27 protein-coding genes are annotated in these 24,927 nt (G+C 71.2%); 12 read left to right on the top strand and 15 right to left on the bottom strand.

Annotated features, from left to right (window positions below; genetic code table 11):
• Positions 1-120: 120 nt before the first annotated feature.
• The 4 genes from AVW09_RS04015 (at position 121) to AVW09_RS04000 (ending at position 6,664) form a co-directional block, all read left to right on the top strand.
• On the top strand, positions 121-774 hold the full coding sequence (locus AVW09_RS04015) for an alpha/beta hydrolase (RefSeq protein WP_063256790.1): 654 nt from the start codon (positions 121-123) through the stop codon (positions 772-774).
• A 64-nt stretch (positions 775-838) separates the two neighbouring features.
• Entirely contained in the window at positions 839-5,491 is a 4,653-nt protein-coding gene (locus AVW09_RS04010) for an ATP-dependent helicase (protein ID WP_063256789.1), read from the top strand.
• The gene (locus AVW09_RS04005; protein WP_063256788.1) at positions 5,484-6,260 is read left to right on the top strand and encodes a DNA-formamidopyrimidine glycosylase family protein; all 777 of its coding nucleotides are present in this window, start codon (positions 5,484-5,486) and stop codon (positions 6,258-6,260) included. Before AVW09_RS04010 ends, AVW09_RS04005 begins: the two co-directional genes overlap by 8 nt.
• A 41-nt stretch (positions 6,261-6,301) precedes the next feature.
• A complete protein-coding gene (locus AVW09_RS04000) occupies positions 6,302-6,664 on the top strand; it encodes a nuclear transport factor 2 family protein (protein WP_063256787.1) in 363 nt (120 codons plus the stop codon).
• A 44-nt stretch (positions 6,665-6,708) separates the two neighbouring features.
• Here the strand turns inward: AVW09_RS04000 and AVW09_RS03995 are convergent, their stop codons facing one another.
• On the bottom strand, positions 6,709-7,095 hold the full coding sequence (locus tag AVW09_RS03995) for a hypothetical protein (protein WP_063256786.1): 387 nt from the start codon (positions 7,093-7,095) through the stop codon (positions 6,709-6,711).
• A 219-nt stretch (positions 7,096-7,314) separates the two neighbouring features.
• Here AVW09_RS03995 and AVW09_RS03990 point away from each other — a divergent pair, with 219 nt between their 5' ends.
• Positions 7,315-7,722, top strand: coding sequence for a UDP-3-O-(3-hydroxymyristoyl)glucosamine N-acyltransferase (locus tag AVW09_RS03990; RefSeq protein WP_022877677.1), 408 nt, complete (start codon positions 7,315-7,317; stop codon positions 7,720-7,722).
• A gap of 189 nt (positions 7,723-7,911) precedes the next feature.
• Here AVW09_RS03990 and AVW09_RS03985 read toward each other — a convergent pair whose 3' ends face one another.
• Positions 7,912-8,301 (bottom strand): DUF1304 domain-containing protein, encoded by a 390-nt coding sequence (locus AVW09_RS03985; protein WP_063256785.1) that lies wholly within the window; start codon positions 8,299-8,301, stop codon positions 7,912-7,914.
• A 22-nt stretch (positions 8,302-8,323) separates the two neighbouring features.
• On the opposite strand from AVW09_RS03985, the gene AVW09_RS03980 reads away from it, so the two are divergent.
• Complete coding sequence (locus tag AVW09_RS03980) at positions 8,324-9,043, top strand: LysR substrate-binding domain-containing protein (RefSeq protein WP_063256784.1); 720 nt, start codon at positions 8,324-8,326, stop codon at positions 9,041-9,043.
• Positions 9,044-9,064: 21 nt separating this feature from the next.
• Here the strand turns inward: AVW09_RS03980 and AVW09_RS03975 are convergent, their stop codons facing one another.
• Positions 9,065-9,382, bottom strand: a complete 318-nt coding sequence (locus AVW09_RS03975; protein ID WP_063256783.1) for a hypothetical protein — start codon at positions 9,380-9,382, stop codon at positions 9,065-9,067.
• Positions 9,383-9,446: 64 nt separating this feature from the next.
• Between AVW09_RS03975 and AVW09_RS03970 the strand changes: the two genes are divergently transcribed.
• Both AVW09_RS03970 and AVW09_RS03965 read left to right on the top strand, forming a co-directional pair.
• Positions 9,447-10,175 carry a GMP synthase gene (locus AVW09_RS03970; protein ID WP_063256782.1) on the top strand — a complete coding sequence of 243 codons (729 nt, stop codon included), beginning with the start codon at positions 9,447-9,449 and terminating at the stop codon, positions 10,173-10,175.
• A gap of 66 nt (positions 10,176-10,241) precedes the next feature.
• A complete protein-coding gene (locus tag AVW09_RS03965; protein ID WP_063256781.1) occupies positions 10,242-11,069 on the top strand; it encodes a tryptophan-rich sensory protein in 828 nt (275 codons plus the stop codon).
• Between the two features lie 22 nt (positions 11,070-11,091).
• Here the strand turns inward: AVW09_RS03965 and treZ are convergent, their stop codons facing one another.
• From treZ to AVW09_RS18320, 7 genes are all read right to left on the bottom strand, one after another.
• Positions 11,092-12,843: a malto-oligosyltrehalose trehalohydrolase gene (treZ, locus tag AVW09_RS03960; RefSeq protein ID WP_063256780.1), complete on the bottom strand. Its 1,752-nt coding sequence runs from the start codon at positions 12,841-12,843 to the stop codon at positions 11,092-11,094.
• Positions 12,844-12,945: 102 nt separating this feature from the next.
• Entirely contained in the window at positions 12,946-15,348 is a 2,403-nt protein-coding gene (gene treY, locus AVW09_RS03955; protein WP_063256779.1) for a malto-oligosyltrehalose synthase, read from the bottom strand.
• A gap of 6 nt (positions 15,349-15,354) precedes the next feature.
• Positions 15,355-17,577, bottom strand: a complete 2,223-nt coding sequence (glgX, locus tag AVW09_RS03950; RefSeq protein WP_231901764.1) for a glycogen debranching protein GlgX — start codon at positions 17,575-17,577, stop codon at positions 15,355-15,357.
• A gap of 81 nt (positions 17,578-17,658) precedes the next feature.
• Positions 17,659-18,141 carry a hypothetical protein gene (locus tag AVW09_RS03945; protein ID WP_063256778.1) on the bottom strand — a complete coding sequence of 161 codons (483 nt, stop codon included), beginning with the start codon at positions 18,139-18,141 and terminating at the stop codon, positions 17,659-17,661.
• Positions 18,138-18,983: a hypothetical protein gene (locus AVW09_RS03940; RefSeq protein WP_063256777.1), complete on the bottom strand. Its 846-nt coding sequence runs from the start codon at positions 18,981-18,983 to the stop codon at positions 18,138-18,140. Before AVW09_RS03940 ends, AVW09_RS03945 begins: the two co-directional genes overlap by 4 nt.
• A 22-nt stretch (positions 18,984-19,005) precedes the next feature.
• Complete coding sequence (locus AVW09_RS03935; RefSeq protein WP_063256776.1) at positions 19,006-19,683, bottom strand: GTP pyrophosphokinase; 678 nt, start codon at positions 19,681-19,683, stop codon at positions 19,006-19,008.
• Positions 19,684-19,725: 42 nt separating this feature from the next.
• Positions 19,726-19,860: a hypothetical protein gene (locus tag AVW09_RS18320; RefSeq protein WP_269454547.1), complete on the bottom strand. Its 135-nt coding sequence runs from the start codon at positions 19,858-19,860 to the stop codon at positions 19,726-19,728.
• Positions 19,861-19,979: 119 nt separating this feature from the next.
• On the opposite strand from AVW09_RS18320, the gene AVW09_RS03930 reads away from it, so the two are divergent.
• Entirely contained in the window at positions 19,980-20,315 is a 336-nt protein-coding gene (locus AVW09_RS03930) for a DUF7882 family protein (RefSeq protein ID WP_063256775.1), read from the top strand.
• A 2-nt stretch (positions 20,316-20,317) separates the two neighbouring features.
• Here AVW09_RS03930 and AVW09_RS03925 read toward each other — a convergent pair whose 3' ends face one another.
• Positions 20,318-20,635 carry a DUF7882 family protein gene (locus tag AVW09_RS03925; protein ID WP_022879211.1) on the bottom strand — a complete coding sequence of 106 codons (318 nt, stop codon included), beginning with the start codon at positions 20,633-20,635 and terminating at the stop codon, positions 20,318-20,320.
• A gap of 108 nt (positions 20,636-20,743) precedes the next feature.
• Between AVW09_RS03925 and AVW09_RS03920 the strand changes: the two genes are divergently transcribed.
• Positions 20,744-21,061, top strand: coding sequence for a DUF7882 family protein (locus tag AVW09_RS03920; RefSeq protein WP_063256774.1), 318 nt, complete (start codon positions 20,744-20,746; stop codon positions 21,059-21,061).
• A gap of 1 nt (position 21,062) precedes the next feature.
• On the opposite strand, the gene AVW09_RS03915 is transcribed toward AVW09_RS03920, so the two are convergent.
• Both AVW09_RS03915 and AVW09_RS03910 read right to left on the bottom strand, forming a co-directional pair.
• Positions 21,063-21,317: a hypothetical protein gene (locus AVW09_RS03915; protein ID WP_063256773.1), complete on the bottom strand. Its 255-nt coding sequence runs from the start codon at positions 21,315-21,317 to the stop codon at positions 21,063-21,065.
• A gap of 89 nt (positions 21,318-21,406) precedes the next feature.
• Positions 21,407-21,952, bottom strand: a complete 546-nt coding sequence (locus tag AVW09_RS03910) for a MarR family winged helix-turn-helix transcriptional regulator (RefSeq protein ID WP_063256772.1) — start codon at positions 21,950-21,952, stop codon at positions 21,407-21,409.
• A 147-nt stretch (positions 21,953-22,099) separates the two neighbouring features.
• Here AVW09_RS03910 and AVW09_RS03905 point away from each other — a divergent pair, with 147 nt between their 5' ends.
• Positions 22,100-22,579, top strand: coding sequence for a MarR family winged helix-turn-helix transcriptional regulator (locus AVW09_RS03905; protein ID WP_063256771.1), 480 nt, complete (start codon positions 22,100-22,102; stop codon positions 22,577-22,579).
• Here AVW09_RS03905 and AVW09_RS03900 read toward each other — a convergent pair whose 3' ends face one another.
• Positions 22,580-22,816, bottom strand: a complete 237-nt coding sequence (locus AVW09_RS03900) for a DUF3072 domain-containing protein (RefSeq protein ID WP_063256770.1) — start codon at positions 22,814-22,816, stop codon at positions 22,580-22,582.
• A 78-nt stretch (positions 22,817-22,894) separates the two neighbouring features.
• Between AVW09_RS03900 and AVW09_RS03895 the strand changes: the two genes are divergently transcribed.
• On the top strand, positions 22,895-23,857 hold the full coding sequence (locus AVW09_RS03895; RefSeq protein WP_063256769.1) for an alpha/beta fold hydrolase: 963 nt from the start codon (positions 22,895-22,897) through the stop codon (positions 23,855-23,857).
• Positions 23,858-23,864: 7 nt separating this feature from the next.
• Here the strand turns inward: AVW09_RS03895 and AVW09_RS03890 are convergent, their stop codons facing one another.
• Complete coding sequence (locus AVW09_RS03890; RefSeq protein ID WP_063256768.1) at positions 23,865-24,884, bottom strand: zinc-dependent alcohol dehydrogenase family protein; 1,020 nt, start codon at positions 24,882-24,884, stop codon at positions 23,865-23,867.
• Positions 24,885-24,927: the final 43 nt, after the last annotated feature.

Here is a 24,927-nt window from a genome sequence, read left to right as displayed (position 1 = left end):
TCAACGGTCCGCGGCGATACCTACGCGGTGGGGACGAACCCGGGCTCTCCGCGGGATGGGGAGGAGGGGTGGATGCCACTCCCCGGCGCCCGTGTCGGAGGCCTGCGCCACAATGGCCGCATGAGCGAGCGCCCGATCCTCGACCCGTCCGTCGTCCGCTGGTCCGTGCCGCCGGCCGACATCGGCGACCGCCCCGTGCTGCTCCTGCTGCACGGCTACGCGGCCGACGAGCACGATCTCTTCGGCCTCGTTCCGTACCTGCCGGATGACTTCGCGGTCGCGAGCGTCCGCGCGCCGCTCACGCCCCCGTGGCCGACGCCGGGAGCGTCCTGGTACCCGATCGAGGGGCTCAACGGCCGCGATCCCGGTGCCGTCACGCTCGCTGCTGAAGCCCTCCTCGCGTGGATCGCCGAGCACCTCGGCGACCGTCCCGTCGGGCTCCTCGGCTTCTCGCAGGGCGGCGCGGTCGCCCTCCAGACGCTGCGGGTCGCCCCGGAGGCCGTGTCTTTCGCGGTCGTCCTCGCGGGGTACGCCGCGGGCGGGGAGCTGCCCGGCGACGCGGTCCTCGCCGAGCGCCGACCGCCGGTCTTCTGGGGCCGCGGGTCGCGCGACGATGTCATCCCGCCGGCGCTCGTCGACATGACGACGCAGTGGCTCCCCGCCCACAGCGAGCTGACGGGCCGCGTGTACCCGGGGCTGACGCACTCGGTGTCCGAGGAGGAGCTGGCGGACGTGCGCGCGTTCCTCGACGCGCGGCTGGTCGCGCGGTCCTGACCGTTCCGCGACCAGCGAACGTCAACCCCGGCCCGATGTCGGAGGTCCGGGGGAGGATGTCGGCATGGCCGACGTCCTCGACAGATTCGGTCCTGCGACGCAGGACTGGTTCCGCGGTGCGTTCTCCGCGCCCACGACGGCCCAGAAGGGCGCGTGGGAGTCCGTGGCATCCGGCCGCAACGCCCTCGTGGTCGCGCCCACCGGGTCCGGCAAGACGCTCTCGGCCTTCCTGTTCGCGATCGACCGGGTGTTCCGCGAGAAGGCGCCCGAGGTTCCGGATGCCACTCCCCCGCGCCGCGGCACGAAGAAGACGCCCACGCGCACCCGCATCCTGTACATCTCGCCGCTCAAGGCCCTCGGCGTCGACGTCGAGCGCAACCTGCGTTCACCGCTCGTCGGGATCGGGCAGTCCGCCCGGCGGCTCGGGATCGACGTGCCCGCGGTCACGGTGGGCGTGCGCTCGGGCGACACGACCTCGAGCGACCGGCGCAAGCTCGTCACCGACCCGCCCGACATCCTCATCACGACGCCCGAGTCGCTGTACCTGATGCTCACGAGCCAGGCGGCCGAGACCCTGCGCGGGGTCCACACCGTCATCATCGACGAGGTGCACGCGGTCGCCGCGACCAAGCGCGGTGCGCACCTCGCGGTGAGCCTCGAGCGGCTCGACGCGCTCCTCGACGCCCCGGCGCAGCGCATCGGGCTCTCGGCGACCGTGCGCCCGATCGACGAGGTCGCCCGCTTCCTCGGCGGCGCGCAGCCCGTCGACATCGTGGCCCCGCGCGCGACGAAGGCGTTCGACCTCTCGGTGGTCGTGCCCGTCGACGACATGCTCAACCCGCCGCCCCCGCCCGGCAGCCCTGCTCCCGACGACCCGGCCGACGGCGAGTGGTTCTCCGAGCGGCCCGAGAGCACCGAGATGTCCGGGTCGGTGTGGCCGCACGTCGAAGAGGCGATCGTCGACCGCATCCTCGAGCGCCGCTCGACCATCGTCTTCGCCAACTCGCGCCGGCTGGCCGAGCGGCTGACCGGGCGTCTGAACGAGATTTATGCGGAACGGCAGGGCATCGACGTTCCCGAGCCGACCGTCCCGGCCAGCATGATGGCGCAGGCGGGATCGTCCGCGGGCGTCGCCGCGATCCTCGCCAAGGCGCACCACGGCTCGGTGTCGAAGGAGCAGCGGGCGCAGGTCGAAGACGAGTTGAAGTCCGGCACCCTGCGCTGCGTCGTCGCCACCAGCAGCCTCGAGCTCGGCATCGACATGGGCTCGGTCGACCTCGTCATCCAGGTCGAGGCGCCGCCGAGCGCGGCATCCGGTCTCCAGCGCGTCGGACGCGCGGGCCACCAGGTCGGCGAGGTGAGCCGGGCCGCGCTGTTCCCGAAGCACCGCAGCGACGTGCTGCACACGGCGGTCGTGACCGAACGCATGCTGTCGGGCAAGATCGAGGCGATCGCGGTCCCCCAGAACCCGCTCGACATCCTCGCGCAGCAGACGGTCGCGGCCTGCGCCCTCGGGGCGATCGACGTCGAGGAGTGGTTCGAGACGGTCAAGCGCAGCGCGCCGTTCCGCTCGCTCCCCCGCTCGGCGTACGAGGCGACGCTCGATCTGCTCGCGGGGCGCTACCCGTCCGACGAGTTCGCCGAGCTGCGGCCGCGGCTCGTCTGGGATCGCGACGCGGGCACCCTCACCGGCCGTCCGGGCGCGCAGCGCGTCGCGGTCACGAGCGGCGGCACGATCCCCGACCGCGGCCTGTTCGGCGTGTTCGTCGCGGGCGAATCGCAGAACGCCCGCGTCGGCGAACTCGACGAAGAGATGGTCTACGAGTCGCGGGTCAACGACGTCTTCACCCTGGGCACCACCAGCTGGCGGATCGTCGAGATCACGCACGACCGCGTCAACGTCGTCCCGGCGTTCGGCCAGCCGGGGAAGCTGCCGTTCTGGCACGGCGACGGCCTCGGCCGCCCCGCCGAGCTCGGCGAAGCGCTCGGCAAGTTCTCGCGCGACATCGCCGGCGCCGATCGCGCCAAGGCGGAAGAGCGTCTGCGCGAGTCGGGCCTCGACGACAACGCCATCACCAACCTCCTCGCGTACCTCGCCGAACAGCGCGAGGCGACCGGCAGCCTCCCCACCGACCGCACGCTGACGGTCGAGCGCAGCCGCGACGAGGTCGGTGACTGGCGCATCATCCTGCACTCGCCGTACGGCATGCAGGTGCATTCGCCGTGGGCGCTGGCGGTCAACGCGCGGATCCGTGAACGTCTGGGCGTCGAGGGCGCCGCGGTCGCGAGCGATGACGGCATCATCGCGCGAGTTCCGGATGCCGCGGCCGAACCGCCCGGAGCCGATCTCTTCGTCTTCGAACCCGACGAGTTGGAGCAGATCGTCACCGACGAGGTCGGGGGCTCCGCGCTCTTCGCGTCGCGCTTCCGCGAGTGCGCGGCCCGCGCGCTGCTGCTTCCGCGGCTGAATCCGAACCGCCGGTCGCCGCTGTGGCAGCAGCGTCAGCGCTCGGCCCAGCTGCTCGAGGTGGCCCGTCGGCATCCGTCGTTCCCGATCATCCTCGAGACGCTGCGCGAGGTGCTGCAGGACGTCTACGACCTCCCCGCCCTGTTGCGCGTGGCACGGCAGATCGGCGAACGCCGGATCCGTCTGGTCGAGACCACCACCAGCCAGCCGTCGCCGTACGCGCGCGACCTGCTGTTCGGGTACGTCGGCGCGTTCATGTACGAGGGCGACTCGCCACTCGCCGAACGCCGCGCGGCCGCGCTCTCGGTCGACCCGGCGCTGCTGAGCGAGCTGCTCGGCAAGGTCGAGATGCGCGAGCTGCTCGACCCCGAGGTCATCGCGCAGTTCGAGCGCGAGGCGCAGCGGCTCGATCCGGACCGCCGGGCACGCGGGGTCGAGGGCGTGGCCGACCTCCTGCGCCTCCTCGGTCCCCTGGATGCCACCGAGGTCGCCGCCCGTCTCGAGGGCGAGTCGCTCAGCGAGGCTTCCGCGCACCTCCAGTCGCTCATCGACGAACGTCGGGCGATCCCGGTGACGATCGCGGGTGTCTCCCGGGTTGCGGGCATCGAGGACGCGGGGCGCCTGCGTGACGCACTCGGCGCGGCCCTGCCCGTCGGCATCCCGAACGCCTTCCTCGAGCCCGTGGCCGACCCGCTCGGCGACCTCGTCGCGCGCTACGCCCGCACGCACGGGCCGTTCACGACCCACGCGGTCGCCGAGCGCCTCGGCGTGGGCGTCGCGGTCGCGCGTCTGACACTGCAGCGCCTGGAGTCGCAGGGACGCTTGGCGAGCGGCTTCTTCCTGCCCGAGGCGGCGGGCGGACGCGGCGACGACACCGAGTGGTGCGACGCCGAGGTCCTACGTCGGCTGCGGATGCGGTCGCTCGCGGCGATCCGCGGCAGCGTCGAGCCCGTGCCCCCGTCGGCGTACGCGCGGTTCCTGCCCGTGTGGCAGCATCTCACGCGGCCCCTCGAGGGCGTGGACGGCGTGCTCGCGGTGGTGGAACAGCTCGCGGGCGTCCCGATCCCGGCGAGCGCGTGGGAGTCGCTCGTGCTGCCCTCGCGCGTCGCCGACTACACCCCGGCGCTGCTCGACGAACTGACGGCGACCGGTGAGGTCGTGTGGTCGGGGCACGGCACCCTGCCCGGGCGGGACGGGTGGATCGCCCTGCATCCCGCCGAAGCGGCACCCTTCACGCTGCAGGACCCGGACGACCCCGAAGATCCCGCGCCCGACTCGCTCGAAGCCCGCCTGCTGGCGGCTCTCGACGGCGGCGGCGCCTACTTCGCGGCGCAGCTGAAACAGCTGGTCGGGGCCGAGAACGAGCAGTCCGTCAACGACGCGCTGTGGGCGCTGACGTGGGCCGGTCGCGTCACGAACGACACGTTCGCTCCCGTCCGCGCGCTGCTCGGCGGGGGTGGCCAGGCCCACCGCGTCGCGCGGAGGGCTCCCCGCGCGCGCATGTACCGCGGAGCGACCCTGCCGCGGCCGACCTCGGCTCCCCGGCCGCCGTCGCTCGGCGGGCGCTGGTCGCTGCTCCCGGATCGGGAACCGGATGCCGCGGCCCGGGCGACCGCGACGGCGAGCCTGCTCCTCGACCGCTACGGCGTCGTCACGCGCGGCGCCGTGCAGTCCGAGGGCGTCCCGGGCGGTTTCGCGCAGGTGTACCGCATCCTCGCCGGGTTCGAGGAGGCGGGACACTGCCGCCGCGGGTACGTGATCGAGAAGCTCGGCGCCGCGCAGTTCGCGGCGTCGGCCACTGTCGACCGGCTGCGCGAGTTCGCCGCGGTCGCCGACCCGCCGCCGCTGCGGACCGTCACCCTCGCCGCGACCGACCCGGCGAACCCCTACGGAGCGGCGCTCGGTTGGCCCGCGCTGGAGGGGGTGACCCACCGCCCGGGGCGGAAGGCGGGGGGTCTGGTCGTGCTCGTCGACGGCGAGCTGACCCTGTACCTCGAGCGGGGCGGGCGAAGCGCCCTCGCCTTCACGGAGGACGAGGCTCGGCTTCAGGCTGCAGCCCGCGATCTGGCGGAGACCTCGCGCCGTCGGCGACTCGACACGCTCACGGTCGAACAGGTGAACGGAGAGTTCGTCTTCGGTACCACCGTCGGTCGCGCGCTGCGCGAGGCGGGGTTCGTGGAGTCGCCGCGCGGGCTCACGCTGCGCCGCCTCACCGCGGGCGATACGCTGCGCGAGGCCGCCCGTGCCTGAGGGCGACACCGTCCACCGCGCGGCCGCGAAGCTCTCCGCCGCGCTCGCGGGCCGCGAGGTGACGAGGTTCGACATCCGCGTCCCGGGCAGCGCCGCCGCCGACCTGCGCGGCGAGACGGTGCACGAGGTGGTCGCGCGCGGAAAGCATCTGCTCGAACGCATCGGCGCTTACACGCTCCACTCGCACCTCAAGATGGAGGGCCGGTGGGACGTCTATCGTCCGGGCGAACGGTGGCGCCGCCCCGCGTTCAAGGCACGGGCGATCGTCGGGGTGACGGGCGCCGACACCGTCGGGTTCGACCTCGCGATGGTCGAGGTGCTGCCCACGGCCGACGAGGACCGGGTCGTCGGTCACCTGGGTCCCGATCTGCTCGGCCCCGACTGGAATGAGGCCGAGGCCGTCCGCCGCGTCTCCGCCGACACCCGCGCCGCCCACGTCGCGCTGCTCGACCAGCGCAACGTCGCCGGTTTCGGCAACGTGTACGCGAACGAGCTGCTCTTCGTCCGCGGCATCGCCCCCACCACCCCGGCGAACGAGATCGACGTGGCGGCGACCATCGCGCTCGGCTATCGGATGATCCACGCGAACCTCCCCCGCGCCGAACGCACCTTCACCGGCGACAGCCGCCCCGGTCGGCGCATGTGGGTCTACGGCCGCGAGGGAGCACCGTGCCGCCGGTGCGGCACACCCATCCGCGCCACCACCCTGGGCGCCTCGGCGACGAGCGAACGCAACGTCTTCTGGTGCCCCACCTGCCAACCGGAATGACACGCAACGGGCGAGGGCCGGACCGGCAATATCATCGACGCATGCCCCTTGCCGAGGACTACCTGGCCGCGCTCGAATCGGGCGATCCGCGCCGCGTGCTCGAACTCTTCGCCCCCGACGCGATCGTGCATTCGCCGCTGTACGGCGACCTCCTCGCGCTGGACTTCTACCCCCGACTCTTCGCCGACACGGGCGACTCGAAGCTGACGCTGCGGACCGTCTTCCACGCCGAGAAGTCGATCGCGTTCTGGTTCGACTTCGACTGGACGCTGTCGAACGGCACCCCCGCACCGTTCCGCGTGGTCGACATCGCCGAGGTCGACGACGACGGTCGGATCAGCGAGTTGCACATCGTGTACGACACCGCCAACGTCCGGGAAGCGTTCGACGCCCTCCGCCCGTGACGTGGCCGGGGGCGCCGCGCTGACGAGGGCTGTGCTCGGAGCGGTCAGGGCTCGGGCGTGAGCGACCGTCGGCCGAGCCTCCGGTCGAGGAATCGCGCCCCCGACATCAACACGGCGCATGCGGCCGACGCCACCGCGGCGGCGGCCGCCGCGGCCGCTCCCCCCACGGCCGCACCGATGACGCGCGTACCGCCACGCCGTGTCACCATCGCAACAGCGATGAGGCCACCGACGGCCGCGAAGACCGCGTTCACGGCGCCGCCGACCGCTCCCGTCGAGATCAGTGCGAGAGCCGATCCCCAGTTCAGGCCCGCGGCGAAGACGAGAGCACCGCACAGCGCTCCGACGGCACTCCCCACGGGCACGGAGAGAGCGAGTGCAGGCCAGTACGTCCGCCACGGCATGACGTCACCGTATCGGGTGACGAGCATCGCGGACAGTGAGTGTTCTCCGCCCCGCTGTCAACCCGCCGTTCCTGTACGCCCGCGCGTGCGACAACGGTCTGAGACAAACCGGCGCAGCGGAAAATACCGTGGTCCGGCGGAAATCCGACCGGGCGTCCGCGCCGAACAACCATGCACGGGAATGAGATCGAACCCGTATCGGTTGTCACACAAGTCGGCTCACCCGAGAGCCGATCGGAGGGGATCGTGGGAAAGAACTACATCGACATCGAGAACGACCACGGCGAGACGCTGCGTTACCGCAAGCACGTCAACGGTCGTGGACTCGTCGCGCACGGCGCGAAGGTCCACCCGTCGGCACTGGTGGAGAACGGCGCGTACGTCGAACCCGGAGTGCAGATCGCGGCCGGTGTCCGTGTGGGTCGCGGCGCCTGGATCGAGTCGGATGCCGTGATCGGGCCGGAGGCGCACATCGAACCGCACGCGCACATCTGTTCGGGCGCGGTGATCGGCGCCGGCGCGCACATCGGCGTCCGCACGCAGGTCGGGTCGAACGCCCGCGTGGCGGTCGGCTCGCTCATCGGGGACGACGAGATCATCAATGACGGCGAAGCCGTCGCCACCGATCGACGAGGTCTTCGCCTGGCGGCCTGAGGCACACGCTTCGCGGCATCCATCACCCGCACGTTCTTCGGAACGTGCGGGTTTCGCCTTTTCGAAGCGGAATATGCTTCGACGCCGAGAGAAAGCGCAGCGCATTCTTTTCGACGTCGAGGAAATTCCGAGCTCGCGATTTCCTCGATGTCGAGATTTCCGTCGCGAATTCCCTCGACGTCGAAGAACTCAGGCGAGCAGCGTCAGCACGAAACCGATCAGCGGAAGGGTCCCCTGGATCGTGGCGGGCCGGAGGTACTTCCGCCCCGAGGTGATGAGAACGAGAGCCGCGGCGAGCATGGACCCGAGCGAGAACAGCAGCAGCGTCCGGCCGGCGATATCGCCCACACCGTTGACCGCCCAGAGAACCACACCGAGCCCCGCACCGATCGCGAGGAAGAGGTTGTAGAAGCCCTGGTTGTACGCCATGGGCTTGGTGGTGTCGGCCGCCTCCTGCGAGGTGAGGCCGAAGATGCGCCACACGCTGGGGTGCGACCAGCGCACGCTCTCCAGAACGAAGATGTAGACGTGGAGCAGGGCCGCGAGCCCCGCGAAGACGAGCGCCAGGATGCCGACCATTCCCCCACGTTAGCCTGGGGGGATGGCGAAGAGCGGGAGCGGAGCACGGGGTTCGCGCGGCGGCACGGGCCGTCCGCGCGCCGGAGCGCCCGCGCGGAAGGCCGCCCCGGCGCGGCCGCAGCGGAAGCCGGCTCCCGCACCTCGCGAAGTGCCGCGGACGTTCACCCTCGGCGCGGTCCCGGGCGCGACCCCCGGGAAGTGGATCGGCGTCTGGCGCGAGCGGATGCCGCACGTGTCGCTGGAGTTGCGGGAGATCGCGGCATCCACGCAGCGCGCCGCCCTCGACGACGTCGACGCGGCCCTGGTGCGCCTCCCGATCGACGGCGCCGACGACCTGCACGTCATCCCCCTCTACGACGAGCTCCCCGTCGTCGTGATGTCGACCGAGTCGCCGCTGACCGCGGCCGACGAGGAGATCACGGCGGCCGACCTCGCCGGCGAGATCGTGATCGTCCCCGCCGATGACGTCCTGGGAGCGCAGATCCCGGATGCCATCCCCCCGGCGTTCGCGCCCCCGGTCGACACCGGGGAAGCGATCGCGACCGTGGCCGCCGGGGTCGGCGTCGTGATCGTCCCGATGTCGCTTGCGCGGGCGCACCAGCGCCGCGACGTGGAGTACCGGGTGCTCGCCGACGGCCCCGTGTCGACCGTCGCCGTCGCGTGGCGACGCGACGCGACGACCGAGGACGTCGACACCTTCGTGGGCATCGTCCGCGGCCGCACCGCCCGCTCCTCGCGCTGACGCGAGGGGCGCCGCCGCCGCTCAGCGCTTCGTCGTGCGGCGCACCTCGTCGACCGTCGCGCCGCCGCGCAGCCCGCGTGCCCGCGCACCGCGCAGGACCGCCTCGGCATCCACGGGTCCGTCCGACAGGGCGTGGAGGTCGACCTTGACCGGGATGGGCAGGCGCTTGCGCTCCCGGTCGCGGCGCGCTGCCGCCGCCGTCTCGGCTTCGTCGACGTCGTCTCCCGCAAGGGTTCGGACGGTGAGGCCGCAGTCGAGCTCGGCCGCGGCTGCGCGCAGGAGGGCGACGATCTCGCCGAGGTTCTCGACGTCGGTCACGAGCAGGGTCGCGGTGGTCATACCCCCATTGTCGCGGCAGGTCACGCCCTGGGGGCTGCTGCCCCGTGCCGAATAGAATTCTCGGATGACCGGTCGACTGCTCTACGTCTGCGCGCGCCCGCAGCGCGAGGCGGCGGTCGCCGAGTGGGCGTCGTTCCGCGACGGTCTCGGGGTCGCGAGCGACGATCTCGTGCACCACGACCTGGTCCGCGAACCCCTCCCCGCCGATCTCGAGCGCTACGCCGGAGTCGTCGTGGGCGGGAGCCCCTTCAACGTCACCGATCCGGACAAGACCGACGTGCAGCTGCGGCTCGAGCGCGACCTGGAGTCCCTGGCATCCACGGGTCTCGAGGGCCGCACGAACGTCATGTTCACGTGCTTCGGCATCGGGGTCGTGACGCGTCTGCTCGGCGGCGTCGTGACGCTCGATCACCCCGAGGGCACCGGCCCCACCGACATCGCGCTCACCGCGGAGGGCGCGAACGACGACCTGTTCGGCATCCTCGACCCCCGTTTCGAGGCGCTCACGGCGCACAAGGAGGGCACGGCGGAGGCTCCGCCGGGCGCGACCCTCCTCGCGCGCAACGACGCGTGTCCGGTTCAGGCGTATCGCGCCGGCGTCTCGCTTTGGGCGACGCAGTTCCATCCCGAGCCGACGGCGGAGGCGTTCGTCGCACGCATGGCCGTGTACCGCGCGGCGGGCTACTTCGACGCGGATGCCTTCGACGAGGTCGCCGCGCTCGTGCGCACCGTGTCCGTCGAGCAGCCGACCCTGCTGCTCCGGACGTTCGCCGCGCGGGCGCTGGCCGCCTGACGCAGCGCGATCGCCGCGCGCTGTCAACCGCGTGCGCAAACTGTCTCGCTTTTCTAGTGTTTCGGTATGTACTCGACGCGCCACTCCCCCTCGAACGCCCGCGGCTCGGACCTCGTGCGACAGATCGTCGTGCTGTCCGCGGTGTCGTTCATGCTCATCGCGGCCGTGATCGGCGCCGGCGCCTTCGGCAACACCGCCGTCCAGGATCAGCAGGGCGGCGCGCTCGACACCAGCGGTTCGTACCTCGCGCCCGCGGGTCCGGCGTTCTCGATCTGGTCGGTCATCTACCTCGGCCTCATCGCGTACGCGATCTGGCAGGCCCTCCCCCGCCAGCGCGCCTCGGAGCGTCAGCGCGCGATGGGCTGGCCGATCGCGGTGACCATGGTGCTGAACGGGCTGTGGCTGGTCGCCGCGCGTTTCGGCACCCTGTTCCTCACGGTCGTGGTGATCGTGCTGCTGCTCGCGGCGCTGGGGTGGGCGTTCCGCACGGCCGTCGTCACGCGTGATCCGCGCGGCGGGGTCGTCGACTCGGTGCTGATCGACGGGGTCACGGGCCTGCATCTCGGATGGGTGACGCTCGCCACCGTCGCCAACATCTCGGCCTGGCTGACGACCGTGGCACCGCCGTCGTGGGAGGACGCGGCGAGCGCGATCGGCGTCGTCGTGCTCGTGGTGGTCGCGATCATCGGCCTTGCGATCGCGTGGCGCAGCGGCTGGCGCGTCGCCCCCGCTCTCGCGCTCGCGTGGGGACTGTCGTGGCTCGCCGTGGAGCGCCTGACCGGCACGCCGCTGAGCACGCCCATCGCGATCGCGGCGGTCATCGTCGCGCTGATCGTCCTGCTGCCCCCGGCGGTGGTGTCGGGCCTGCGCCTGATCCGGCCCTCGATCGACTGAGGCCCGCCCGCGCGCACGGCGCCTACAGCGCCGGTCCCGCGATCGCCGCGCCGCCCGCCGGGACCTCGAGCGCGTCGCCGTCGAGCGTCACGCCGTCGATCGTGGCCAGCAGAACCCCGGAACCGGATGCCACGGGCACCGACGCCGCGGCATCCGAGAGGTTCACGAGCACGACGAGGTCGCCGCGGCGCAGTTCGTAGACGCGGCCGCCGACGGCCTCGGTCGTGCGCGCCGACAGGCCGTGGCGGGACGGGTCGGTCAGTTCGGGGCGCGCGCGCCGCAGCTTCGCCAGCTCGCGGTAGAGCGCGAGGAGTTCGGCGTGGCCGTCGGACGCGGGCTCGGCCCAGTCGAGCTTCGAGCGGTGGAACGTCTCGGGATCCTGCGGGTCGGGGACCACCGACTCGTCCCACCCCATCTTCTCGAACTCGGCGACGCGGCCCTTGGCGGTGGCCTCGCCGAGCTCGGGTTCGGGGTGCGACGTGAAGAACTGCCACGGGGTCTTCGCGCCCCACTCCTCGCCCATGAACAGCATCGGGGTGCCGGGAGCGGTGAGGGTGAGGACGGCGGCCGCGGCGAGGCGGTCGAACGGCAGGGTCTGCGACAGGCGGTCGCCGGCGGCGCGGTTGCCGATCTGGTCGTGGTCCTGCGCGAACGTCACGAGACGCCAGTTCGGCACCTCCGCGGGGATGACGTGGCCGTGTGCGCGACCCCGGAACGACGAGTACGTGCCGTCGTGGAAGAAGCCGCCCTCGGTGACCTTGCGGAAGGCGTCGAGGTCGGCGAAGTCCTCGTAGTAGCCGATCGTCTCGCCGGTGAGGGCGACGTGCGCGGTGTGGTGCCAGTCGTCGGACCACTGCGCGGTGAGTCCGTACCCACCCGCTTCGCGCGGCAGGATCAGCTTCGGGTCGTTCATGTCCGACTCGGCGATCGTGGTGAGCGGGATGCCGCGGTGCGCCGACAGGGCGTCGGTGCGCTCGGCGATCTCCTGCAGCACGTGCACCGGGCGATGGTCGAGCAGCGCGTGCACGGCATCCAGACGGAGTCCGTCGACGTGGTAGTCGCGCATCCACATCAGCGCGTTCTCGACGATGTAGGAGCGCACGGCGTCCTCGTCGAGGTTGATCGAGTCGCCCCACGTGTTGCGGCTGCCCTCACGGAGGTACGGACCGAACTCGGGCAGGTAGTTCCCGGACGGTCCGAGGTGGTTGTAGACGACGTCCTGCACGACCCCGAGCCCCGCCGCGTGCGCGGCGTCGACGAAGCGCTGGTACGCGGCCGGGCCGCCGTACGCCTCGTGGACGGTGTACCAGAGCACACCGTCGTAGCCCCAGTTCCAGACGCCGTTGAAGCCGTTGACCGGGAGCAGCTCGACGTGGGTCACGCCGAGGTCGACGAGGTGGTCGAGCCGGTCGATCGCGGCATCCAGGGTCCCCTCGGGCGTGAAGGTGCCGAGGTGCAGCTCGTAGATGAGGCCGCCGGCGAGCTGGCGCCCGGTCCAGGCGGCATCCGTCCACGCGAACGTCGAGGGGTCGAACCACGCGGATGCCTGGTGCACCCCGCCCGGCTGCCGCCGCGACCGCGGGTCGGGGCGCAGATCGTCGCCGTCGCCGAGGACGAAGCCGTAGCGCTCACCGTCCGCGAGGCGCACGTCGGTGCTCCACCAGCCGCCGCCCGTCGGCGCGAGCTCGACGTCTTCGACGACGCCCTCGCCACTCTCGTCCAACCGCCGCAGCCGCACCCGGTCGCTCTTGGGTGCCCACAGTCCAACGCTCATGCCGTCCCTGTCCCTTCCTCCCCCCTTCACGCGTGAGGGGTCAATATCTGTCGCTTGCGGGGGCGTGAGGCGACAATTCTTGACCCCTCACGCGCCGGGAAATCAGGAGCAGGCCGGTTCGTCGACCAGGAGAGCGACCGGGAGGTCGCTCAGCAGCTCCGAGAGCGGGACCGGGCCGCCGGGGAAGCGGCGGCCGGTCAGCACGTCGACGGCGGGGACGTCGGGGCGCAGCAGCACGGTGTCGCGCCAGCCTCCGGCTGCCCGCAGGCCGTGCGGGAGGCGGGTCGCGACGGCGGAGACACCGCCGCGATCGAACGCGACGACGTGCCCGGATGCCGCGCCCGCGGCCTCCAGCGGACGGTACAGCGCATACCGCTCGGGGCAGTCGCGCCGCACCCGGAGCGCACGCGAGGTCACGAGCAGCTTCGCCGCGCCGGTGGCATCCACCGCCGGCAGCGTCGCGTCCTCCGCGTCCAGCGCCGCCAACAGGCGCGCCCGTTCCGCGAAGTCGACGGGGCGGCGGTTGTCGGGGTCGACGAGGGACTGCTCCCACAGCTCCGAGCCCTGGTACACGTCGGGTACGCCGGGCCCGGTGATCTGCAGCAGCTTCGCGGCGAGTCCGTTCGACCAGCCGTCGGCGGCGATCTCGTCCACGAAGGCCTGGACACGGGATGCCGCGGGGCCCGTCGCCGCATCGACGACGGCGCGCATGCGCTCTTCGAACGCCTCGTCCTGCTCCCACCAGCCGGTGACCTCGGACGCCTCGCGCGCGGCCTTTTCGGCGTACGCGTGCAGCCGCTCGCGGTACTCCGCGAGACCGGAGCGCGTGGATGCCGAGCCCGGCCAGGCCCCGACGATCGCCTGCCACAGCAGCGCGTCGAACGGGCCGTGCCCGGTCGAAGCGATGCCCCGGAACTCCTCCAGCACCTCGGCCCACCGCGCCGGGATCTCCGCGAGTACGGCGATGCGGGCGCGGGTGTCCTCGCCGCGCTTGGTGTCGTGGGTCGACAGGGTCGTCATGGCGGTGGGCCACGACGCCTGCCGCGCCGCCTGCGCGGCGTGGAAACCGTCGACGTCGAGCGAGAACTCGGCCGGGTCGCCGCCGACCTCGGTCAACGATCCGAGGCGGGTGTAGCGGTAGAACGCGGTGTCCTCGACACCCTTCGCCATCACCGGACCGGTCGTCTGCTGGAAGCGCCACGCGATCTCGAGATCGGTGTCGGTCAGGGCCGGCACGAGCGCGTCGAGCACGTCGCCGAGGTCGGGCCGACGCTCCTCGGCCTCGCCGACGGCGGCATCCAGGTGCGACCGTCCGGCCGGGAGGTAGGAGCGGTAGACCGGGAAGCACGCGAGGACCTCGGCGAGCGCGTCCTGCAGCGCCTCGGCGCCGAACTCCTCGCGCAGCGCGGCGGGAAGACCGCGCACGATGCGCCGGATCTCGGACACCTGGATCGTGTCGGCGATGCGGCGCTTGGTGTCGTGGATGAGGTCGTGCCAGCCGGTCAGCGCCGGGAGGTCGCTGTCGGCGCGCAGCCGCGCGTCGAGGCCGTCGAGCGCCGCCTCTCCCGCGGGATCGGTGAGCACGCGGTCGATCTCGGCGAGCGCGTCGTATCCGGTGGTTCCGGCGGTCTTCCACCACGACGGCAGCGCCTCGCCGTGCTCGAGGATCTTCTCGACCAGCACGTACCCGGCGTCCTCACCGCCCGCCTCGCGCAGCGCCGTCGCGAGCCGGTCGAGGTAGCCGCCGGGATCGACGAGACCGTCCGGGTGGTCGACGCGCAGGCCGTCGGCGAGGCCCTCGCGCACCCAGCGCAGGATCTCCGCGTGCGTGGCGTCGAACACCTCGGGGCGCTCGACCCGCACGCCCGCGAGCGTCGTGACGGCGAAGAAGCGGCGGTAGTTGAGGTCGGCCGCCTCGTCCTGCCAAAACCGCAGTTCGAAGTTCTGGGCGTCGAGGAGCGCACGGACGTCCGAGGTCCCCGTTCCGGGCGCGACCGGGAAGACGTGGTCGTAGTACCGGATCAGCCCGTCGGGGGCGTCCGCCGCGGGCGTCGGGTCGTACGAGATCTCGTCGATCACGTCGGCGAGATCGGCGCCGAGCACGGGCACGCGCACCTTGCCGCCGCCGAACTCCCAGTCGATGTCGAACGCGTCCGCGTGGGCCGACGCGCGCCCCTGGCGGAGCACGTCCCACCACCACGCGTTCGTCCGCGGTTCCGAGACGCCCATGTGGTTGGGGACGATGTCGACCAGGATGCCGAGCCCCTCGGCGCGGGCCGCCTCGGCGAACCGCGCCAGCCCCTCGGCGCCGCCGCGCGCGGGGTCGACGCGCGTGACGTCGACGACGTCGTAGCCGTGGTCGGACCCGGGCGTGGCTTCGAGCAGCGGCGACAGGTACGCCCACGACACCCCGAGGTCACGGAGGTAGCCCGTGACCTCGGCGGCGGTGCCGAGGGGGAAGGATTCGCGGATCTGCAGGCGGTAGGTCGAAAGCGGATGCCGCATTCAGGATCAGAGCTCCGGTTTGGGTGCCTGCCCGGGCAGGTCGTCGGTGGCGGTGATGGCGATCTGCGCCGTGAGCGAGGCGGCGACCGTGTGGTCGATCTCGGGCTCGGGCAGGTGGTGCTCGCGCAGCACGATGAGCGACTTCGGCTCGAGCGTGAGCGCTTCGCCGGGCGCGATCGGCTCCGTGTTGGCGCGCTCGCCCGCGGTGTCGACGTACACGTCCCACTCGGGCGAGTACTGGATGTCGGGCACGTGGAAGTCGACGGTGTCGTCGCCGGCGTTGAACAGGACGAGGAAGTGGTCGTCGCTGATGGTCTCGCCGCGGCGGTCGCGCTCGCGGATGCCCTGGCCGTTGAGGAACACGCCGACCGCGCGGCCGAAGCCGGAGTCCCAGTCCTCGGGCTGCATGAGCGTGCCGTCGGGCCGCAGCCACACCACGTCGGGGATGTTGTCCCCCTCCTCCATCTTCACCGGACGGCCGTCGAAGAACCGGCTGCGGCGGAAGGTGGGGTGCTCCTTGCGGAGGCGCGCGAGGGCGGCGGTGAACTCGATGAGCGGGTGGTCGACGGCCGACCAGTCGACCCACGTGATCTCGTTGTCCTGCGCGTAGCCGTTGTTGTTGCCGCCCTGCGTGCGGCCCAGCTCGTCGCCGTGGAGCAGCATCGGAACGCCCTGGCTGAGCAGCAGCGTCGCGATGAAGTTGCGCTGCTGCTGGGCGCGGCGCTTCCGCACCTCGGGGTCGTCGGTCGGCCCCTCCACGCCCATGTTGCTGGAGCGATTGTGCGATTCGCCGTCGTTGTTGTCCTCGCCGTTGGCCTCGTTGTGCTTCTCGTTGTACGAGACCAGGTCGCGGAGCGTGAAGCCGTCGTGCGCGGTGACGAAGTTGATGGATGCCACCGGCCGACGCCCCGAGTGCTCGTACAGGTCGGCCGACCCGGTGAGGCGCGACGCGAACTCGCCGAGGGCCTGCGGCTCGCCGCGCCAGAAGTCGCGGACGGTGTCGCGGTACTTGCCGTTCCACTCCGTCCACTGGGGCGGGAAGTTGCCGACCTGGTACCCGCCGGGGCCGACGTCCCACGGCTCGGCGATGAGCTTGACCTGCGAGACCACCGGGTCCTGCTGCACGAGCTCGAAGAAGGTCGCGAGGCGGTCGACCTCGTAGAACTCGCGGGCGAGGGTGGATGCCAGGTCGAAACGGAATCCGTCGACGTGCATGTCGAGCACCCAGTAGCGCAGCGAGTCCATGATCAGCTGCAGCGTGTGGGGGTTGCCCACGTTCATGCTGTTGCCGGTGCCGGTGTAGTCGGTGTAGTACCGCTTGTCGTCGTCTTCGAGGCGGTAGTACGCCTCGTTGTCGATGCCGCGCATCGAGAGGGTCGGGCCCATGTGGTTGCCCTCGGCGGTGTGGTTGTAGACCACGTCGAGGATGACCTCGATGCCGGCCGCGTGCAGCGCCTTCACCATGGCCTTGAACTCCTGCACCTGCTGACCGTGGTCGCCGGTCGAGGAGTAGGTGTTCTGCGGGGCGAGGAACGCGATGGTGTTGTAGCCCCAGTAGTTCGACAGACCCTTGTCCTCGAGCGTGGAGTCGTTGACGAACTGGTGCACGGGCATGAGCTCGATGGCGGTGACGCCCAGCTTGCGCAGGTGGTCGATGATCGCCGGGTGCGCGATGCCGGCGTAGGTGCCGCGGAGCTCCTCGGGAACGTCGGGGTGCAGCTTCGTGAGGCCCTTGACGTGGGCCTCGTAGATGAAGCTCTCGGCGTAGGGGGTCTTGGGGCGGCGGTCACCGGTCCAGTCGAAGAACGGGTTGATGACCACGCCCTTCATCATGTGCGCGGCCGAGTCCTCGTCGTTGAACGAGTCGGGGTCGCCGAACTCGTAGCTGAAGACGGGCTGGCCCCAGTCGATCTGCCCCTCGACGGCCTTGGCGTACGGGTCGAGCAGGAGCTTGCTCGGGTTGAATCGCTGACCGTTCGCCGGATCGTAGGGACCGTGCACGCGGTAGCCGTACCGCTGCCCGGGCTGGATGTTGGGGAGGTACGCATGCCAGACGAAGGCGTCGACGTCGACGAGCTCGACGCACGTCTCCGTTCCGTCCTCGTCGAACAGGCACAGCTCGACGCGCTCCGCCCCCTCACTGAAGAGAGCGAAGTTCGTCCCGTTGCCGTCGTACGTGGCCCCGAGGGGATAACTGGATCCTGGCCATACCTGCTGCACGTCGCTCACGATAGACCAGCGTCGTTTCCACGAAGCATCGGCGTCACCGCTGTTGACACCCGACCGACCCCCGACTATGCGCGCGGGCTCCTATGCGCGCTCCGGCGGGTGGACGAGCAGGTCGATGCGCTCGTCGAGATATCGCGCGAGCGGCATCCACCCGCCCTGGGCGCTCCAGCGGACGGCGGGCCGGCCGTCGCGCAGCGCGAGCGGCGCCGACCGGTCCTGCAGAGCGGAGAGATCGAGCGGATGCCACCCGATGTGCACCGTCTCCCCCTCGGGCACGCCGCCGCGGTGAGCGGCGGCCGCGAGCTCGGCGCGACGCCGCTGCGACTCGGCCGCGAACCCCCGGCGCACCTCCGCCCGGGACCGAACGATGTCGCCGGTCGCGAGGACGGCGTCGTCGGTGAGGAGCAGCACACCCAGGTGCCACGCGCGCCCGCGGTCGACGATGCGGGGAGCGCGCGGGATGCCGAGCAACCGCCGCCCTTCCTGCAGCTCGCCGATCCGCTCGCGCGGGGCATCGGCGAGCCGGTCGCGCGCCGCGGCGAGGAGGCGTTCCAGCTCACTCACGACGTTTCCTCCAGCGCGGCGCGTGCGTGATCGAGGTCCCGCCCCCGGGCGGTCGCCGTCTCGCGCGCCGCCGTCGTCGCCTCCTCCGCCGCGTCGACGGCCGCGTCAGCGGCCGCGGCATCCTTCTCGACCCGGGCGAGCTCGGCGCGGAGACTCTCCAGCCGTTCGCGGACCCGGTCAGCCCGCTCCCGCGCCGTCGCCTCCCGCGTCTTCGCCCCGGTCAACGCGCGGTCGGCGTCCGAGCGCGCCCGCTCGGCCTCGCGCACCGCGCGCTCCGCCGCCGTGCGCGCCCGGCGCTGCGCGAGGTCGTCCCGCGCGGGGGCCGCCGCGGCGGGGGCGCCCTCCGGCACGGAGCCGGCCACCGCCGTGCTCGGATCGGTGTCGTCGGCGAGATCGACGGATGCCACCAACCGTCCGGTGAGGATCATCGCCGCCGCGTGCGGGTCGATGATCGCCGCGTTCACGGTCTTCTCCACCGCGTCCCGCATCGTCGCGCTGAGGGGTGCGCCGGCCTCGGCCGCGAGGTCGGCTGCGCGTCGCGCGAGGGCGGCCACCAGCTGACGGCGCTGGCGCCCCAGTCGTGTCATCTCCGCGGCATCCGCGTCGTCCTGCGCCTCGCGCAGCGCCTGCGACAGCTCGACGGCTTCGCCGAGCTGCCCGTCGCGGGCGAGGAGGTTCACCGCCCACGCCGCGAGCGTCGGCTTGCGGAGCTTCGCGATTCGCCGACCGACGGTTCCGCCGACCTCCTCGGCGCGCGCGTTGCGCGCCGCGGTGAACTGCGCGGGCGGGAGCGCGAGCAGGTCGGCGGCGGCCGCATCGAGGAGGGCTGCCGCGTCACTCATCCCCCCATTGTCACCCGTCGGGTCAGAGCGAGACCACCCCGGGCTGGGGGCCGCGGATCTGCCGGTGCAGTCGCTCCATGCGTGCGTCGAGCTCCGCGGCCGTGTCGGCGGCATCCTTCAACTCGGCCAGCAGCTCGTCGGGGACGAGGCGGTCGTACTTGTAATAGATCTTGTGCTCGAGGCTCGCCCAGAAGTCCATCGCGATCGTGCGGAACTGGACCTCGACCGGCACGTCGACGCGGCCGGTCGAGAGGAACACGGGAACGTCGACGATCACGTGCAGGCTCTTGTAACCGTTCGCCTTGGGGCGGGCGATGTAGTCCTTCACGTCGCGCACCGTGATGTCGTCCTGCTGCGTCAGCAGGTTCGACAGGCGGTAGGCGTCGTCGACGAAGCTGCAGGTGATCCGGATGCCGGCGATGTCGGTGATCGCAGCCCGGATGGAGTCGAAGTCGGCCTCGATCCCCTTGCGGCGGACCTTGTCGACGAGACTGTCCGGCGACTTGACCCGGCTCGAGACGTGCTCGATGGGGTTGTAGTCGTGCATCTCCTGGAACTCTTCGCGCAGGATCGAGATCTTCGTCTCGACCTCGGCGAGACCGAACCGGTACTCCATGAGGAAGCGTTGGAACTCGTCGCGCATGGCGCGGAGCGAGGCCCCGGATACGGTGATCTGCTGGTCGTCCAGCGGGTCGGACATGTTCCCGACGCTAGTGGCGCCGACTTCGAGGGTCCTGGGAGATCACTCTGCGGCGGGCGGCGAGGAGCGGGGGATCAGCTCGCCGTCGACGACGTCGATCCCGGTCAATTGATCGAACACGTCGGGGAGGTCGGCGTCATCCGGATCGGGTGTCAGGGGAAATCGGCTGTCGCTCACGGCGGGTTCCTTTGAGTGGGTGTATCCACCCTGACAGAGCCGTCTCGCGCAACGGGTGGCCTTGACACCCCGTCCGCGGCCACATAGTTCCGCAGAATCCCGCCGGTATCGTGGATGCCATGGGCACGATCTTCTACGGCGGCGGCGGGACGGCAGTCCACATCGAAGACCGCGCACTGGCGCACCTCAAGGTCGTCATCTCCACCAAGTTGCGCCGCGGCGAGAGCTTCACGCTGTCGTGGCAGCACCCTGAGGATCAGCCGCGCGGCCGGAGCACGCTGTGGCTGCACCCGGCGATCCCGCTGCGGTTCGTCTTCGAGGACGCCGAGCCCACCAAGCTCAGCCGGGAATGGATCGAGCGTCTGGCCGACTCGGCCAACTCCTCGGGCGGCATCATGCTCGTCCCCGAAGACATCGCTCCCGAGAGCGCGGCGAAGGAAGCCCCGAAGAGCTGAGGTCAGCCCTCTTCGACGAGGGTGTCCTCGGACGGCTCCGGCGTGATCGCGAGGCCGTTGGGGCCGGATGCCGCGAGCATGAGATCTTCGACCCACACCCGGTTGATGCGCGGCTGACGGCTGCCGTAGAAGTGGAACTGGATCGGCACGGACGGGTGCATCCAGAAGCTGCGTCGACCGCTGCCGTCGCCGACCTCGACGTCGAACATGAACGACTCGGAGCGTCGGAGCTTGTTCATCACCACGATGCGGAGATGCGCCAGCGTGCGGTCATCGATGTCGACGGCGTTCGCGACGGTGTCGTAGATGAATCGGCCCATGACTGCGAGCCTATCCGAGCGAAACGATGGCCGCCGCGCGAATGCCACGGCACGCGGTGCAGAATCAACCCCCCGATCCTGGACGTTTGTGCGGGGTTAACTGTTGGCGTGGGGACTCTTTTCTACGGCGACGCCGCGACTCCGATCGAAATCGAGGATCGCGCGCTCGCGCACGTCAAGGTCGTCATCGCGACCAAGCTGCGCCGAGGCGAGAGTTTCACGCTCTCGTGGACGCACGGCCCCGGACAGGAGGTGGGGCGCAGTACCGTGTGGCTGCACCCGTCGATCCCGTTGCGGTTCGTGTTCGACGACCCCGAGCCCGCGCTGCTCAGCCGCGCGTGGATCGAAGATCTCGCGAACTCGGCGAACTCCTCCGGAGGTCTGCTCCTGGTCCCGGAACCGGGCACCGGCGAGAAAGACGCCTGAGTCAGGCGGACCGCTGGTCGAGGATCTCGCGCGCGCCCTCTTCAACGGCCGTCGGGACGACGAGCGGACGCCCCGCGGAGAAGGCCTCCCACTCTCGCAGGACCACCGTCTCGATGTGCGACGGGTCCTCTGCCGGATAGTCCAGGCGAAGTCGCGATACGACCGAATGGAGGGAGGCCACGGGCACTCCGTCCACCGTCTGGACGGTGTCGACGGCGGTCACGCTGAGGCGTGCCTCGATCGCATTCTCGTCCATGTCCTCATGGTTTCACGGACCCGAGGGGATTCCTAATACTCGGAATTCAACTAGGCTTCCTAGTTTCTTACGCAGGATGCCTATTCTGATCACAGGGCGACGTCGGCTCCCAGCGGCGACTCCGCGACCTCGTGATGCGGGTCGACCTGGTCGACGGCATCCTGAAGTCGACCGAGACATGCGATGACCGTCTCGCACTCTTCCGGCGTCATGTCGACCACGGCCGCCATCATGCGCGAGTGCATCGACCCGAGCGTCGCGCGCACCTCGGCGTCGCTCGCGGCCGTCGCGACGATGTAGATGCTGCGTCGGTCACTCGGGTGCGGAACACGGACGACGTGCCCCGATTTCTCGAGGCGATCGATGATCGCGGTCGTCGATGCGGTGGACACTCCGAGGTAGCGCGTCAGCTCGCTCGGCGAGACCTGGCGCCCCTGGCCCGAGGCCCGGATCAAGTAGCGGAGCACGAGCAGTTCATTCTCGCCCATCGACATGGATTCACGGGTGCGGCGCCGCATCGCGATCTCCGCCGCGCGGTAGACGCGGAACGCCTGAAGGACTTCGACGGCACGACGGCGACGGTCTTCTTCGGTCGCGCCGTACCAATAGCGCGACGTCTGCGAGCCGTTTTCCACCTGGGCATCCTACGTCAGCGAGGCACGCGAAGGACCCTGCCGCTTCGCGTGGCTGACAGGTACGATGGTGAATATATCGGATCGCTACTTGATCAGAACGCGAGATACCAGAAAGACGAGACAACCCGTCCAGGGGGTGACGAACACATGACCACGGAAGAAGACGTGGTGAAGGCCGTCAGCGACCTGTCCGAATCCGGCGCCGTCTCCGAGCGCGAAGCGCTGCATTCCCTCGGCATCGGCCCCAACGACGCGAAGGTGTTGCGGTTCCTCCTCGACCGCGAGGCCGGCGACGAGCCGGTGACGCCTCGACTCCTGGCGGAGATGCTCGGCATCTCCTCGGCCGCGACCACGGCCCTCATCGACCGCCTCGCCGACGCGGGTTGGGTCGAGCGCGTACCGTTCCCCGGCGACCGGCGTTCCATCGTGGTGCGTGCCACCATCGACGACGACTCCCCTGCCCGGAATCTCCTCGCGGTGCGGCGCTCGTCCGTCGCCGAGGCCGCGTCTCGCCTGGATGCCTCTCAGCGTCGGGTGGTCGCGGACTTCCTCGACGAAGTGGCCCGCGCCGAGAAGCAGCACATGGAGCGTCTCCGCCCGTTGGCGGACGAGTCCCGCCCCGCCTGACTACCGACCGGTCTCCTGCTGGAGCCGGTCGATCTGCTCCGAGGCCTCGGCCTTCGTGAGGTCGGCGGTGATCTCCTCGCCGGCCTCACGGGCCAGGGTGTCGAGGTAGCTGCGCTGCGGCGCGGTCATCGGCTCGTCGCCGGTGACCCAGTCCGCGGGGTCCTTCTCTACGGGGTCCTGTCCCTCGCGCGCGGCGCCGAGGGTCTCTTCTTCGTGGTCACGGGGAGCATCGGTCATGGCGCCACGCTAGGTCGGCGCGGGACGACCGACCCCGGGATTGACAGCCTCCGCCGCGGAGTGCGGCATCCTGGACGGATGCCCGACGACCCCCGCCCCGCCGACGTCGACGTGCAGACGTTCCGGCGCGGACTCGCGCAGACGCGGGTCACGATCGTCTCGACCGGCGCGTCCGGCCGCGCCTTCGTCCTCGTCGCGGGCATCGGGGTCGCGGCCAGCTACTTCGAGTTCCTCGCGCCGCTGCTCGCCGAGCACGGCGACGTGTACGCGCTCGACCTCCCCGGCTTCGCCGGGATGCCGGCATCCGGCGACGAACCGACGGCGGCGTTCTTCGCCGATCAGGTCGAGGGCGTGATCGCGCACTACGGCCTGGAGAACCCCGTACTGCTCGGACACTCCATGGGGACGCAGGTCGTGACCGAGGTGCTCACGCGCCGGCACGATCTGTCGCACGCCGTGCTCGTGAGCCCCGTCGTGGACGAGAGCGAGGCGTCGGCGATCGTGCAGGGCGTGCGCTTCGTGCAGTCGACCGCTCGGGAGTCGCTGCACATCGCGGTGATGGCGGTCTCGGCCTACCTGCTGTGCGGATTCCTCTACTTCGCCGAGGCGTTGCCCCACATGCTGCGGTACCGCATCTCGGATCGGATCCGTCTCGTGGACGCACGACTGCTCCTCATCCGCGGCGAGTTCGACCGGCCCTCGCCGCGGCGCCTCCACTCGCGTCTCGTCGCGCGAGCACGCGATGCGCGACGCTGGGAGATCCAGGGCGCGGCGCACTCGATCATCAACGGCCACGCCGTCGGCGTCGCCCGCCTGGTACGGCAGCACCTCGAGGACGACCTCGCCGCTCGCGGACGGCTGACGTCCGAGGAGGCGCGCGTCCCGCCCGCGCGGCACAAGGACCTCCGGATGATCCTGGATGCAACGGCCAGCCGCTTCGCCGAGTGGTTCAGCGCGCTGCGCCACGACCAGGACGGCGTCGAACGCGCGAAGGTGCGGCACGCGCGCCTGCTGTGGCGCGCGTACGTGTCCCGGCGCTGATCGCCGGTCAGACCGTGAGGAGGACCTTCGTGGCGCGGCGCTCGTCCATGGCGCGGTAGCCCTCGGCGGCCTCTTCGAGCGGGAGGGTGAGGTCGAACACGGCACCCGGGTCGATCTTCCGGTCCCAGATGAGCTGGATCAGCTCGGGCAGGAACCGCCGAACGGGCGCGGGACCGCCGTGGAGGTGCACGGCCGAGCGGAACAGCTCCTGCCCCTCGAGCGTGACGTCGTGCGAGACGCCGACGAAGCCGATGTGCCCGCCGGGGCGCGTCGAGCGCACGGCCTGCTCCATCGACTGCTGCGTGCCGACGGCCTCGATGACCGAGTGCGCGCCGAGTCCGTGCGTCAGTTCCTTGACCCTCGCGATGCCCTCGTCGCCGCGCTCCTCGACGATGTCGGTGGCCCCGAAACGGCGCGCGAGCTCCTGCCGGTCGGCGTGCCGCGACATCGCGATGATGCGCTCCGCGCCGAGCTGCTTCGCAGCCAGGATGCCGAGCAGTCCGACCGCTCCGTCGCCGACCACCGCGACCGTCTTGCCGGGGCCCACCTCGGCGGCCACCGCGGCGAACCAGCCGGTGCCGAGGACGTCGCTCGCGGCGAGGAGCGACGGGATGAGGTCGGGGTCCGGCTGGCCGGGGGTCGCGACGAGCGTGCCGTCGGCGAGGGGGATGCGGGCGAACTCGGCCTGCGTGCCGACGCGTCCCATCGGGACGACGTGGACGCAGCGGGACTGGTAGCCCGCCTGGCAGATCTCGCACGTGTTGTCCGAGGCCATGAACGAGCCGACGACGAAGTCGCCCACCTTCACGTTCTTCACCGCGTCGCCGATCTCGGTGACGACCCCGACGTACTCGTGGCCCATGGGGGTGGCATCCACCGTGTCCGCCCCGCGGTACGGCCACAGGTCGGACCCGCAGATGCAGGACGCGGCGAGACGGATGATGGCATCCGTCGGTTCCTGAATGGTCGGGTCGTCGCGGTCTTCGACGCGCACGTCTCCGGCGGCGTGCATGATGACTCCTCGCATGGCGGTTCCTCTCGGGTGGAAAGCGGCTGCCTCCGGTGTACTC

This window comes from Microbacterium sp. T32, from assembly GCF_001619615.1.
Taxonomy (GTDB): Bacteria; Actinomycetota; Actinomycetes; order Actinomycetales; family Microbacteriaceae; genus Microbacterium.
Note: the sequence above shows the minus strand (reverse complement) of the source record. Positions and strands in the feature narration are given on the sequence as shown.

What these genes read in the sequence shown, in the direction of transcription:
- AVW09_RS04015 (WP_063256790.1), top strand. Translation starts at nt 121, where the DNA reads ATGAGCGAGCGCCCGATCCTCGACCCGTCCGTCGTCCGCTGGTCCGTG.
- AVW09_RS04010 (WP_063256789.1), top strand. Translation starts at nt 839, where the DNA reads ATGGCCGACGTCCTCGACAGATTCGGTCCTGCGACGCAGGACTGGTTC.
- AVW09_RS04000 (WP_063256787.1), top strand. Translation starts at nt 6,302, where the DNA reads ATGCCCCTTGCCGAGGACTACCTGGCCGCGCTCGAATCGGGCGATCCG.
- AVW09_RS03995 (WP_063256786.1), bottom strand. Translation starts at nt 7,095, where the DNA reads ATGCTCGTCACCCGATACGGTGACGTCATGCCGTGGCGGACGTACTGG.
- AVW09_RS03985 (WP_063256785.1), bottom strand. Translation starts at nt 8,301, where the DNA reads ATGGTCGGCATCCTGGCGCTCGTCTTCGCGGGGCTCGCGGCCCTGCTC.
- AVW09_RS03980 (WP_063256784.1), top strand. Translation starts at nt 8,324, where the DNA reads ATGGCGAAGAGCGGGAGCGGAGCACGGGGTTCGCGCGGCGGCACGGGC.
- AVW09_RS03975 (WP_063256783.1), bottom strand. Translation starts at nt 9,382, where the DNA reads ATGACCACCGCGACCCTGCTCGTGACCGACGTCGAGAACCTCGGCGAG.
- AVW09_RS03970 (WP_063256782.1), top strand. Translation starts at nt 9,447, where the DNA reads ATGACCGGTCGACTGCTCTACGTCTGCGCGCGCCCGCAGCGCGAGGCG.
- AVW09_RS03965 (WP_063256781.1), top strand. Translation starts at nt 10,242, where the DNA reads ATGTACTCGACGCGCCACTCCCCCTCGAACGCCCGCGGCTCGGACCTC.
- treZ (WP_063256780.1), bottom strand. Translation starts at nt 12,843, where the DNA reads ATGAGCGTTGGACTGTGGGCACCCAAGAGCGACCGGGTGCGGCTGCGG.
- treY (WP_063256779.1), bottom strand. Translation starts at nt 15,348, where the DNA reads ATGCGGCATCCGCTTTCGACCTACCGCCTGCAGATCCGCGAATCCTTC.
- AVW09_RS03940 (WP_063256777.1), bottom strand. Translation starts at nt 18,983, where the DNA reads ATGAGTGACGCGGCAGCCCTCCTCGATGCGGCCGCCGCCGACCTGCTC.
- AVW09_RS03935 (WP_063256776.1), bottom strand. Translation starts at nt 19,683, where the DNA reads ATGTCCGACCCGCTGGACGACCAGCAGATCACCGTATCCGGGGCCTCG.
- AVW09_RS03930 (WP_063256775.1), top strand. Translation starts at nt 19,980, where the DNA reads ATGGGCACGATCTTCTACGGCGGCGGCGGGACGGCAGTCCACATCGAA.
- AVW09_RS03925 (WP_022879211.1), bottom strand. Translation starts at nt 20,635, where the DNA reads ATGGGCCGATTCATCTACGACACCGTCGCGAACGCCGTCGACATCGAT.
- AVW09_RS03915 (WP_063256773.1), bottom strand. Translation starts at nt 21,317, where the DNA reads ATGGACGAGAATGCGATCGAGGCACGCCTCAGCGTGACCGCCGTCGAC.
- AVW09_RS03905 (WP_063256771.1), top strand. Translation starts at nt 22,100, where the DNA reads ATGACCACGGAAGAAGACGTGGTGAAGGCCGTCAGCGACCTGTCCGAA.
- AVW09_RS03900 (WP_063256770.1), bottom strand. Translation starts at nt 22,816, where the DNA reads ATGACCGATGCTCCCCGTGACCACGAAGAAGAGACCCTCGGCGCCGCG.
- AVW09_RS03895 (WP_063256769.1), top strand. Translation starts at nt 22,895, where the DNA reads ATGCCCGACGACCCCCGCCCCGCCGACGTCGACGTGCAGACGTTCCGG.
- AVW09_RS03890 (WP_063256768.1), bottom strand. Translation starts at nt 24,884, where the DNA reads ATGCGAGGAGTCATCATGCACGCCGCCGGAGACGTGCGCGTCGAAGAC.